This is a genomic window from Aquipluma nitroreducens, assembly GCF_009689585.1.
GTDB classification, from domain to species: domain Bacteria; phylum Bacteroidota; class Bacteroidia; order Bacteroidales; family Prolixibacteraceae; genus Aquipluma; species Aquipluma nitroreducens.
In genome coordinates this window covers 2,591,912-2,604,283 of sequence record NZ_AP018694.1, presented here as the reverse complement: position 1 = coordinate 2,604,283, position 12,372 = coordinate 2,591,912, and the positions used below count along the sequence as shown (strand labels likewise).

At 39.6% G+C, this 12,372-nt stretch carries 11 protein-coding genes; 4 read left to right on the top strand and 7 right to left on the bottom strand.

The genetic code is table 11. The features are described from left to right. The first annotated feature begins 42 nt into the window (after positions 1-42). The 3 genes from AQPE_RS10920 (at position 43) to AQPE_RS10910 (ending at position 2,242) form a co-directional block, all read left to right on the top strand. Positions 43-1,011 (top strand): DUF4271 domain-containing protein, encoded by a 969-nt coding sequence (locus AQPE_RS10920; RefSeq protein ID WP_318351092.1) that lies wholly within the window; start codon positions 43-45, stop codon positions 1,009-1,011. A gap of 33 nt (positions 1,012-1,044) precedes the next feature. After that, a complete protein-coding gene (locus AQPE_RS10915; protein WP_318351091.1) occupies positions 1,045-1,794 on the top strand; it encodes a uroporphyrinogen-III synthase in 750 nt (249 codons plus the stop codon). A gap of 67 nt (positions 1,795-1,861) precedes the next feature. Next, positions 1,862-2,242, top strand: a complete 381-nt coding sequence (locus AQPE_RS10910) for a ribonuclease P protein component (protein WP_318351090.1) — start codon at positions 1,862-1,864, stop codon at positions 2,240-2,242. Between the two features lie 38 nt (positions 2,243-2,280). On the opposite strand, the gene AQPE_RS10905 is transcribed toward AQPE_RS10910, so the two are convergent. From AQPE_RS10905 to AQPE_RS10875, 7 genes are all read right to left on the bottom strand, one after another. Next, positions 2,281-3,171 (bottom strand): DUF4097 family beta strand repeat-containing protein, encoded by an 891-nt coding sequence (locus AQPE_RS10905; protein ID WP_318351089.1) that lies wholly within the window; start codon positions 3,169-3,171, stop codon positions 2,281-2,283. 10 nt (positions 3,172-3,181) lie between these two features. Next, positions 3,182-4,048: a DUF4097 family beta strand repeat-containing protein gene (locus AQPE_RS10900; protein WP_318351088.1), complete on the bottom strand. Its 867-nt coding sequence runs from the start codon at positions 4,046-4,048 to the stop codon at positions 3,182-3,184. A gap of 22 nt (positions 4,049-4,070) precedes the next feature. After that, positions 4,071-4,889 carry a zf-HC2 domain-containing protein gene (locus AQPE_RS10895; RefSeq protein ID WP_318351087.1) on the bottom strand — a complete coding sequence of 273 codons (819 nt, stop codon included), beginning with the start codon at positions 4,887-4,889 and terminating at the stop codon, positions 4,071-4,073. Positions 4,890-4,899: 10 nt separating this feature from the next. Then, positions 4,900-5,451 carry an RNA polymerase sigma factor gene (locus AQPE_RS10890; RefSeq protein ID WP_318351086.1) on the bottom strand — a complete coding sequence of 184 codons (552 nt, stop codon included), beginning with the start codon at positions 5,449-5,451 and terminating at the stop codon, positions 4,900-4,902. A gap of 153 nt (positions 5,452-5,604) precedes the next feature. Further along, positions 5,605-6,696, bottom strand: coding sequence for a chorismate mutase (locus AQPE_RS10885; protein WP_318351085.1), 1,092 nt, complete (start codon positions 6,694-6,696; stop codon positions 5,605-5,607). Between the two features lie 2 nt (positions 6,697-6,698). Beyond that, entirely contained in the window at positions 6,699-7,592 is an 894-nt protein-coding gene (locus AQPE_RS10880; protein ID WP_318351084.1) for a prephenate dehydrogenase, read from the bottom strand. A gap of 591 nt (positions 7,593-8,183) precedes the next feature. Then, on the bottom strand, positions 8,184-10,640 hold the full coding sequence (locus tag AQPE_RS10875) for a T9SS type A sorting domain-containing protein (RefSeq protein ID WP_318351083.1): 2,457 nt from the start codon (positions 10,638-10,640) through the stop codon (positions 8,184-8,186). A 194-nt stretch (positions 10,641-10,834) separates the two neighbouring features. Here AQPE_RS10875 and AQPE_RS10870 point away from each other — a divergent pair, with 194 nt between their 5' ends. Next, positions 10,835-12,286, top strand: coding sequence for a glycoside hydrolase family 32 protein (locus tag AQPE_RS10870; RefSeq protein ID WP_318351082.1), 1,452 nt, complete (start codon positions 10,835-10,837; stop codon positions 12,284-12,286). Positions 12,287-12,372 lie beyond the last annotated feature (86 nt).

Sequence of the window (12,372 nt, the reverse complement as noted above, 5' to 3'; positions counted from 1 at the left end):
CATTACTTTTGCGGCCACAAACTTATACAATTGGCAATCGGTATGCAATCTAATCAATTCAAATCAGACACTTTAAACTCAAACCTGACTTTGAATCCGGCTAATTTAGGTGACCAAACGATTCAAACCGACTCAGTAAAGCCGACACTCAGCCTACTTGACCCTTCATTTAATGACTCATTAAGTGTTAATTACATTGCACCAGACAGTGTGATCTGCTTTGGATTCAGGCCTGAATGGTCGCAGTTTCACAATGCATACGTTCCCAAATTTAATTACCAAAAAGATCTCGTCAGACCACTTCCATATGATTCGCTTCATACTGTATTGAAGGGTGTTGAAGTTGTTTTCACCGGCAAAAAAGTGACACGAACAAATCCCGATTGGTTGATTGGCCTTTTGGTCATGATGTTTCTGTTATTTGCCACAGTCAAGCTAATTTTCAATAAGTATTTGAGTCAATTGATTCAATCAACGATTAACTATTCAACCTTTACAAGAACTTTCCGTGAGCGTTATTTTAACCTTTTTCATGCGTCGTTCAGGCTTGATGTGATTTTTAACATGACCTTGGCACTTTTTGGCTATCAATTTTTATCGCTGTATAAAATCAACCTTGGATTTACGAAATCGTATTACGTTTATCTGGCTTGTCTGGGAATTGTAATGGGCTATTTCACTGCAAAAAGAATCATTTACTACATCATAGGAATTCTGACCGAGAGCAAACAGGAGATCCAGGAATACTTATTCAGCATAACTGTTTTTAATCGGGTTCTGGGATTATTTTTACTTCCTGTCTCAGCAATAATATCCTTTATACCGCTATCTCAGGTTGAACCACTGTTGTTTGTGGGCTTGGGAATCATTGTCATTTCGTATTTAATGTCGTTGATTAGAGGGGCAAAAATTTTCCTGAAAAAACAATTTTCAATTTCATATTTGATTTTATACCTTTGTACCCTTGAATTTTTACCGTTATTTCTGATCTATAACCTAGTGTTGATTTAATTGTAGAGAGGAATTAATATAAAAACAATTACCTTGAAGATCAAGAGAATTTTAGTTTCGCAACCCAAGCCTGAAACGGCCAAATCGCCTTATTTTGATCTGGCTGAGAAAAATAACGTTCAGGTTGATTTCCGCCCTTTCATACAAGTTGAAGGCGTATCAGCTAAAGAGTTCAGACAGACCAGAGTTCAGATATTAGATCATGGCGCGGTTATCTTCACCAGCCGTACTGCTATCGATCATTTTTTCAGAATCAGTACTGAACTGCGCCTGACCATTCCTGATACCATGAAGTACTTCTGCATTTCAGAAGCCACGGCGTTTTATCTTCAGAAATACATCGTTTACCGCAAACGAAAGATATTTTATGGCGCAGGTAAATTTTCGGACTTGATTGACGTGATGAAGAAGCACAAAGAAGAAAAATTTCTTTTGCCATTGTCGCAAGTTGGTCAGCCTGAGATTACATCTCTGATTGACAAAGCCGGATACACTTATACCAAGGCTATTATTTACCAGACCGTTAGTAGCGATTTATCTGACCTGAAAGAAGTTAATTACGACATTCTTGTGTTCTTCAGCCCTTCAGGAATTCAGTCGTTGATGCAGAATTTTCCCGGTTTTGCACAGGATGAAACCAAGATTGCCTGTTTCGGACCGGCAACTGCAAAAGCAGTTCATGAAGCTGGTTTACGACTCGACATTGAAGCACCAACTGCCGAAGCCCCATCGATGACAATGGCGTTGGAGCAGTTCATCAAAAAACACAACAAAGGACAATAACCAAAACAACGCAATACAACAAAAAAGGGGAAAATTGATTTCCCCTTTTTTGTTGTATTTTAGATCGATGGAAGAATTCACGCTTAAGAAAGAAGAAAGGCTTTGCAGCCAAAAGATAATCGGGGAAATGTTTTCCTCCGGAGAATCTTTTTTGGCGTATCCGCTCAAAGTTGTTTTCCAGAAAACCGAATCAACACAACCGTTCCCGGTGCAAGCTGCATTTACTGTCTCGAAACGGAATTTTAAGCGTGCCGTTAAGAGAAATCTACTGAAGCGGCGCATGCGCGAAGCTTACCGGCTGAACAAACCTGGCCTATACACCGAATTAGCCGCCAAAGAACTCCATATTGCCGTGATGTTTGTTTTTATTGCCAAAGATATGATTGAATTCGCCATTGTCGAAAAAGCCATGATTTCGGCCTTTAAAAAGATATTGGCAAAAGTTTAAATCTAATCTCCTGAGATTTGCGAAACGGACATGTTTTATTACTTAGCGGCCTTTTTTAAATAAATATCTCCCTGCATATTTTTCATTAGCATTTCTGCTCCACCGCCATTTATTTTTCCATAAACCCAATCGTCTTTTTTAATCTTATACATACCCGGGGTACTGATTTTATCGACTTTGCCCGGTGTTTTGTCAACCACCACATCAAAATCGCTAAATATTTCTCCGTTATCAGATTTTAATTTCAGATTGGCTTTGGTATCAATCGGAAGAGTTACCTTGATATCACCGTTTAAAGTTGAAAATGCCATTGGAGCATTTGGATCCACCTTACTGAAATTCACAACAATATCACCATTTACAGTATTGGCCATAACAGAACCTGAAACCTTATCAAGGGTAATCTTTTCGTTCACATTGCTGACTTCCAGTTCGCCCCGTACATTTTCAACGCTAATTTCACCATCGTTTACTGTGCCAATCTTTAGTTTCACATCCTGTGGAATTTTTAAGTCGAGATCAACGGCTTTGTTCGGATTGCCGGTATTCACCGTGACGTTATTATCAGCCTCCTTGGCTGTAACTTCAAAACCTCCGGATGATGCAATACGCTTCATTCCACTTTTATCAAAATCAGATTCGTCTTCTTTATCCTTGTCACCTTTCCTGAAATTGATATTAACGTTAAAATTACCATTGGTCTTCGATCCTTTGGTTTCATCGTCACTCCTGGGAGTCGCATTGATAAGGATATCTTTTCCGTCATAGCTTACTACTTTAATTGATCCGGTTACTAACTGGATTTTTAAAGAGTAGGGTTTACCCGGACTGCTCAGTGGAACTGTTAACTGTTCTGTTGATTGTCCAAAGGAATTTGATCCGATAATAAGGCTTAGAATTAACAAGCCCGTAATTTTCATTTTTTTCATAATCTGTATATTAAGATTGCTTTTTAATGTAAACATTGCCATTAAGTGTTTCAAATTTGAATGTTTTCCCACCTTTTCCAAAACGAACGGTGGTAATTGTATTCAGTTTATAAACGGCCTCGTGGCCTTTCAAATCCTGAATTTTTGTGGTCGTTGGCGAAAGCATTTTGGCCTCGGTAAAATCGGTAAAAAAATCACCATGCATACTTTTAAAAGTAAGGTCGGCTGAAAAGTCGGGCTGATAGCTAACCCGGATATCGCCATTAATTGTATGATAAGAGGATGCTTCTGGTGGATTGCTAAGGTAATTAACTGAAATATTACCGTTTACCGTATGAGCAATGGTTGTCCCTTTTGCATTTTTAACTGATATACCTTCATTCACATTACTGATATTCAGTGTTCCGCTGACATTCTCAACCGTAATTACGCCATCATTCACCGTTGAGATATGAAGATTGGTTCCATATGGCACCTTCACGGTAAAATTCACTTTGTAACTGTATTCAATATTGCGTTGATTTTCACCATGTTGTCTGATTGACCTAGGACGCGAATCAAAGGGTTCTGCAATATATGCCATAACAGTATCCATTTTCTGGTCGAAGCCAAGCTTGAATTCCTTTTTGCCTAATTCTAACGTTTTGTCATCATCGGCTGATATGCTTTTGTCCATTTCGAGCAGCACTTTATTTCCGGCATATCCCTCCACTTTAATAAATCCAAATATGTTGTAAATGAATAAATATGTTCGGGATACATTACCTGAAGCAGTGAATTCCTTACTCAAATGTTCTTTAAATTCTTTGGCATTTGCCTTTGGAATGGAGCATAGCATTCCCAATCCCATTAAACAGGCAACTATAACTGTTTTCATAATTTTTTTTTGAATTTTAGATTTAGATCAGTCTTTGAATACTTTTTTCGATATTGAACTTAACCATCTCATTCAGATCTTTTTTATCCAGTAACTTCTTTAAAGATCGAACTGAACTTTTCTCTTGCAACCGAACCATAACATCGGCTATAGCTGTTTGCATCAGGGGCGAATCCTGGAGGTCAATACTCCGCACAAGACCTTCACGGACTTTCGGTTCATCTGCCAATTTTACCAGAGCGTCAAGGGTTGCAAGCCGTACATTCACATTCGGATCCTCGTTCAGTGTCGTAAACAAAGCATTGATCACTTTAAGATCAACATTGTCGATCTCTTCAGTATAGGCAACGGCGCGCATACGCTGCGAAGCCGAAGGATCCTGCAAAAGAGAGAACATCATAACCTGCTTCATTTCTGAAACCTGAGATGTGAGCGAATCAATCTGTTTGTTGTAAGCTATTGCCGATTGCCCGGGTTGATGTAAAAAATATCCTGCAACCAAGCCAAATGCAACCAACAGAAGGCTATAAGCCAGACGAGGCTGTACCTGCAGATACAAAAACTCACGAAGCTTGTTCATCCATTCATCCAAAAGATTTTTTCGAATCTTCTGTTCTTTTTTGAATTCAGAAAGAATAGCATTAAAATCAGACTGCATAGTCGCAGAAGGTTCAGGCTGGGTCATTTCTCCCATGAGATACCAAATCTTTTGGGCTGACTCAAATTCTTCCCGGCAATTTGCACAACCTTCCAGATGGCTTTCAATCTCACTTCGCTGCGCCTGCGGAATTGAATCCGTCAGTAGTGAAGTAAATTGTTCTCTGTATTCTTTGCATTCCATGTTTGTTATTTTAATGATCAATTTCCAAATAATTGCTTTTCAACTGGTTCAATGCACGATGAATTCTAACTTTTATTGCACCTTCAGTCGTGTTCAGTATTTTCGCAATTTCATTATATTTCAACTCCTCAAAACGGCATAAAAACAGTAGTTCCCTGTTTTCTGTACTCAATTTTTCCATTGCCACCTCCAATAATTTTAACTCCTGCTCCTTTTCAATTTGTGCATCAGAAAACTGCTCCCCTGCTATTTTTGTTTCATAATCCTTCACATCGGTATGAACCGGCGTACTTTTCACCTTTTTGAAATGATCGTACAGGGTGTTTCTGGCAATCCGATACATCCAGGTCTTAAATTCACCATAGCCCTGAAATCCATCGTTATATTTCAACATCCGGATAAAAACATTCTGAACCAAATCTTCACTTAACTCTTTTTGACGCGTCATATTATAAAGAAACCGGTATAAATGACGATGATAACGTTCATAGAGGAGGCCCATTTTATCAATGTCACCATTTTTTACCTTCTGCATTAGCGCATTATCCGAGAGTGTCTCCAATTATCGATGTGTTTATTTGCTTAATCTGTTAACCTTGGTAAAACGAAAAGGTTACAGGAATTTCGTAAATATCTGAAAGATTAGATTCAAAAAGAAAGCCGGTCAGGAAAATATTCCCAACCGGCTTTCAATTTAGGTCTTTTGACTTCTTATCTATTCTTTGTCCATGATCTCGGTTTGCATACGCACCGAATCTTCGTGGATGTGCTGGAATAGCAATTGAACCAGGTTCCGGTCCAGGTTGAGACTTTCGCCCAGTTTCATGCGTTTTTCCATCAGTTCAGCAAAACGGCCAACCTGAAACGCAGTGACGTTATTCTCTTTTTTATACTGACCAATCTGGCGCGCAATTTCCATTCGCGACGAAAGGGTTTCGAGCAATTCACGGTCGAGCGCATCAATGCGGTTACGCAACAATTCGAGTTGATTTTCGAACAGTTTATTGTCGGTTTTTACGTTACGGATGATTAAACGATCTAGTAATTTAGCCAAATCGGTTGGTGTAAGTTGCTGCTCTTTGTCGCTCAGCGCGCACGACGGGTCGCGGTGCGATTCGATCATCAGCCCTTCCATGCCCATATCGAATGCTTTCTGGCTAATGTCGTACAAATATTCGCGTTTGCCACCAATGTGACTCGGATCGCAGATAATTGGCAAATTCGGCATGATACGGCGCAATTCGATTACGGTTTTCCAGTTTGGATAGTTCCGGTATTCGGTTTCGCGGAAAGGCGTAAAACCGCGGTGAATGGCCACCAGATTTTTAATTCCGGCCTGACTAAGCCGTTCGAACGCTCCAACCCAAAGTTGAACATCGGGATTAACCGGATTTTTCACCATAACTACCGCATCGGTACCTCTGACAACATCGGCGATTTCCTGAACCACAAAAGGGCTAGCCGTTGAACGGGCACCAATCCACAGAACATCCAACCCAGCTTTCAGGGCTTCTTCGGCATGTTGCGCATTGGCAACTTCAGTTCCAACAGGCATTCCGGTTTCTTCGCGAACCATTTGCAACCATTTCAGGCCAATGCTTCCGATACCTTCGAAGCTTCCGGGACGAGTGCGTGGTTTCCAAACTCCACCACGATATACAAATACACGATGATCTTTTGCAAGTTGCTTGGCTGTATCCATGGCCTGCTCTTCGGTTTCGAGGCTGCAAGGACCAGCAATAATAAGCGGGTTGTTAATTTGTGGCAACCAGTGCTTAATTGGATTAATTTCTAATTCTAACGCCATGATTATTTGGTATAAAGTTTAACTATTGTCTTTTCATTTTTTACGAGCGAATCGCTGTCGCCAGCTAAAATTCCACGAATTCGGTTGGCATTTTTCATCAAAGCCATCATTTCCTGAGGATCAGATTCAATACTTTTCCGGAATGCTTTCAGGTGTTTGATGTAAACATCGAGCGATTCAACAATGTATTGCTTGTTTTGTTGAAAAATTGGACCCCACATTTCAGGAGAACTCTTGGCCAAACGAACCGTTGAGTTGAAACCTCCACTTGCCAGATCGAAAATAATTTCGCGGTCTTCTTTATCGAGTACAGCATTGGCCAGGGCAAAAGCAGCAGCATGTGGAAGATGCGAGATAAAAGCTGTGCTGTGATCCTGCTCATCGGAAGTCATGTAAGCTATGTCCATTCCCAACACCTGAAACACCTTTTCAGCAAAGGCCAAATGCTGCGGGCCACATTTTTCCTGATCGCAAATGATGTTGATTTTACCTTCGAACAAACCTTCCAAAGCAGCTGTTGGACCTGAATTTTCGGTGCCCGACATTGGATGTGCAGCCACATAATTTCTACGCTTCGGATGATTTTCGACAGCCTGGGCAATCAGCTTTTTAGTCGAACCCACATCAATTACAGTAGTCTGGTCTGAAATCAAATCAAGGACTGTAGTCAAAGTATTCAAAACTTTATCAACCGGAATGGCAATAATTACCATATCGGCTTTCTCTACAGCACCTTCAAGCGAATCAATACGGTCAATTATTCCCAAACGCAACGCTTCATGAGCATTTTCAGGATTGGCATCCACGCCGGTAATTTCTTGCGTAAATCTGGCTTTCCGAAGATCGATTGCCATCGAGCCTCCAATCAATCCCAAACCAATAACTGTAAGTTTCATATACGTATATTTTAAGCCCCCTCCAAACCTCCCCCAAAAGGGGAGGCTTAAAAAAGGCAATTGCTTATTTCAGTTATATTTTATCAAACTACCTCCCAAAGCCTTCCCCCATTTGTGGGAACGGGAAGGGGGCTAAATAAAAAAAGGGCCCCGTTTAACACGGGACCCTTTTGTAAAATATCTTTTTGTAACAACAAGACATTACCAGCCGATCCCGATTTGAGAACAGAAGTAATAAAACCAATAATAAAAACTGTTGTTACCTGTACGTTTCATTTTGCTTTCAATATGTTGGCAAATATAGAGTTTTTATTTCAAATCAAAATTTCAGGAAAGAAAAAGAACTGCATATCCGTAATTAATTTCAATAAACCATTAATAAACTGATTTTTACGTTCCGAAGCTTAACAAATATTTAAAGTTGCGATATCCAATTCATAAGTCTACTCCGAAAGTTCTGAGTTCATTGATTTTCAACTTCCTCACCCCTGACCCCTAAAGGGGAACTCGTTGAAAACCAATGAACCTTTAAAGTCCCCTTCAGGGGATTTAGGGGTTTTTTGACCTTTCGGAGTGGACTCCATTTCACCGTTATTGAACTAATATTTTCCGGGTAATTACCTCTCCTTTTTCAGGTTCGAAAGTAAATAAATATAAGCCAGGTATAAAACTACTCACATCAATTGCAGTTTCAAACAAATTAGATCTGACGGGGAAATCCTGAATATAAACCTGCTTTCCTGACGAATTATAAGCCCTCAGAATCAACTTCTGGATTGTATTTTTTGCACTAATCTCGATGTTCAACTGATCTTTTACCGGATTAGGGAAACAAATTACTTCTCCTGAAGATAAAAGCGTAGGATTGACAGCCGTTTCCCAATCCTGAATGGCCAGATTATCTATAATCCAGCCCCAACCATGCGAATATGGATCGGAAAATAGCCGAAACCTAACCAAAACAACATCGCCCACGCTGAAATTTCCATTTTCCAGCATATCAATTGTAGGATGTTTCACAAACAAATCTTTGGTGGGTACTGCAGTGCTATTATTTCCCGACATTGAACTGTTCCATAACTTGAGCCACGAGGGCTGAAAATTACTGTCGTACCCGTCAGCAAAAGGCTTCCAACTGATTCCACCATCCTTTGAACCTTCAACAATCACGTAATCCCAGAAATTTTCATCACCAAATTTAGAACCCGTTTCGCCTGGTTCAACCAATGCAATTTCATCAAAAGTCATCTTTCCATTTTTTAGGATGATCGGGAATTTCAAAATTGTACTGAAATTAAACTCTTCATTATCGGTATCGGGACTCAAATACGGATGCGCTGAATTCAACGCCGGACTGTCGAATCCGGTAACGCTCGAAATAGTAAAATCGGAACCAATAAAATCGGGATTCAAGGCATCAAAATTTGTAATATACCGCTCGACGGGATCTTTAATTTCTTCAATTTTAAAGGTGTTATATCCAGTTAAAGGCAAATACCCGATGTTGCTTTGCGAAGAAATATCGGTGGCTACAATCCGGTAACTGACAATATCTCCACCTTTAACTGATCCTTTGGGGAAAGTCAGGTTTCCGATGTACCGCTCTGCTGAATCATTGGCCAATGCTAACTCCTGGATTAGTCCACCGTTAACAAAGTAAGCCACCTTAACTGACTTTATTCCAATATTATCAGTTACAAAAGCAGTAATTTTTGCCGTTGGGTTTGATGACAAAAGAAACTTAATTGGATCGTGCGTTATGACTGGTGCGGTTTTATCAATTCCAATTGTAAAAGCCAGATACCTTGTTGGCGAATTGGATGGAAATACAAATGTCCGCTTTTTCACATCCCTGGCCGAAAAATAATACTGAATTTCGCCTGTTTGGGTAGGTTTTATTTTTACATTGAAAATGGCGGAGTTACTTGTTGGCATCAAGCGAACAGAATCTTTTTTCACAAATTTGGTTGATGAGTAAATCAGGTATAATTTGGTCGAATCCAGATCGTAATCACTCTCAATTTTCGCTTCAAAATTGATTGGGTCAGTAACATATTCAATATCTTTAATCGGCGTATGTTTAATTGAAACCGATTTCCATCCCATATCATACATAATTGCAAGAGTATTGGGTCCCGGATTATGATTGGCCTCACCCTTCCCCATTGCATGTGTCATTAGTGAGTTGGAATCACCCGCTGGATAGGTATCATCGTTCAAATGGTAAATGCTCGAACCGCTATCCCAGGTCGTTGGTGCGTAAAGCCTGGGCAAAGAATCCAGGTCTAATTTCGTACTAAAATTAAGCCATCCGGAAGTAAAAGTTTGATACAATTTAACTGATGGATTTGTAAAGATCTTTGTGTTTACCAGTTTTTCTGCATTTTGATTGATTACATATTGGTCAAATGCAGCGCTCAGACCATCGGTACCATATCCACCGCGACCCCTCCCATCCGAATAAAAGAAACCGTGAAAACCCAATCCATGAGTCAGTTCGTGCAAAACCGTTGAAACAAAATCATATTTGTCAATAGGCGTATTGCCGTCAACGCCAAAATACCAGTTTGTAAAATCTTTATTGAATGAGGCTTCTATCTCGTAACCGGTCGGAGAATTAACTTCCTGACCAAGCATTTTTTCAACCAATGCAATGGGGTAATAACAATTCCAAATTTGAGTCGAGTTAAAATTAGGAATGTAATCAGATGGCGAACAACTTCCTAAAACATCCGAAGCAAGGCTCTCCCAGGTCGCCTGAATATGAATCGGAACAGGTGAATAAATTAAATCTTGCCAGATCGTTACTGCGTATTGAAAAGCTACCTTTGCATCCTCCGGAAAACCAACAAAATCAACCATAATTGTAGCTCTTTTTGTTGAACCAGCTTTCAGTCTTTCCGGCGGTTTTACAAATGACTTGTGAATCTCCGGAGAGGCATAACAAACCGACGGTGGCATTTTAATGGCTTCTTTCTTCCACAATTCCTGTCCCAAACTCACCTTCACCGACATAAGGAATGCAATTAAAACCAGATATTGTTTCATATTACAAGTCGATTAAATACCAATGTTTTATACACTTCAAAAAGAAAAAAAATGCTGTCATATATCCGAAAAAGTTAGAGCAAACCCTACTAAATAGTGACATTTTCAGGATAATTTGAAATCAAAAGTATCAGAAATATTCACATTTTTTAATCTATATTTGCCTGAACTACGATGTCATTAACAATTTAGCTATGAAGTTTCCTTTTTTACTTTTCATTATTTTTATTGCCTCATTTACAGTCTCAGCCGAAAAACCAGTTAAATTATTCGATGAAATTTATCGTCCCCAATTTCATTTTACACCTGAAAAAAACTGGCATAACGATCCAAACGGATTGGTTTATTACAAGGGTGAATATCACATGTTCTATCAGTACAATCCTTTCGGGAATGAATGGGGATTCATGCACTGGGGGCATGCCGTAAGCCCCGATTTGGTGCACTGGGAACACTTGCCAATAGCGCTTTTTCCTGATAATGATTCGAAAGATTCGGTAGATTGTACTGAATTTTCGGGGAGCGGTTTGGTCGATCTGAATAATGTAACTGGCCTGCAATCAGGAGAAGAAAAAACCATTTTGTTGTTTTATACCAGTCCTAAATGCGGACAACGCCTTGCCTACAGTAACGACAAAGGAAGAACATGGAAAAAGTATGATAAAAATCCGATTATTGCGTACGATGCAACCGACGATGCCCGCGACCCCAAAGTCTTCTGGCACGAAGGAAGCAAGCAATATGTCTTGGTTATTTACCGAAAGCCAAATAACGATGATTCGCAAAAAGGAGTTTCATTTTATACTTCAAAAAACCTGATTGATTGGCAATTTAAAAATCATATTCCGGGCTTTTTCGAATGCCCCGATTTAGTTGAATTATCGGTTAACCGCAGAGCCGATGATAAAAAGTGGGTTCTATTTGATGGCGATGGCAGCTATTTAATTGGCTCATTTGATGGTGAAAAATTTACTGCCGAATCATCGAAAATGAAAAGTGATTACGGGGCAAACTATTACGCCACACAAACATGGAGCAATATTCCGGAAAGCGATGGAAGAACAATCCAGATTGCCTGGATGAGAGGCGGCGAATTTCCGGGGATGCCATTTAAAGGCCAAATGACTTTCCCATGCGAACTTTCACTAAAAAAATACATTGATGGTATTAAATTGGTTCGAAAACCCATTAAAGAAATAGAACTTCTGCACTCAAAGGGAGAAATTTGGCAGAATAAAAACCTTATTCCGGGAATCAATAAAAACCTTGCCCATGGAGTAAAAGACGATTGTTTACACATCATTGGTAGCTTTAAAGTTAAAACTGCTGATAGTTTTGGATTTGTAGTTCGTCTGGATAAGAAAAACAACGGAACTGAAATTACTTACACAACAAAAACAAACACTCTTACGTGCTTAGGAAAATCGGCTGTAGTTGAGCCAGTTGACGGCATGTTAAAGCTTGATATTCTATTGGACAGAAGTTCGATTGAAATTTTTGCAAACGACGGAAAAGTAGCCATGAGTTCTTGCTTTACACCAAGCGATAAAGCTTACGGCCTATACCTTTACAATACAGGAGGCGAACTATTTGTTGAAAAACTTGAGGTATATCCCATGAAATCAATTTGGCAGAAAGAAAAATAATTCGCTCCACATCAAGAAAAATAGCCGCAGATATTTAATCTATCTGCGGCTATTTTTATGATAAGTTACTGGGTCGTAAATAAACA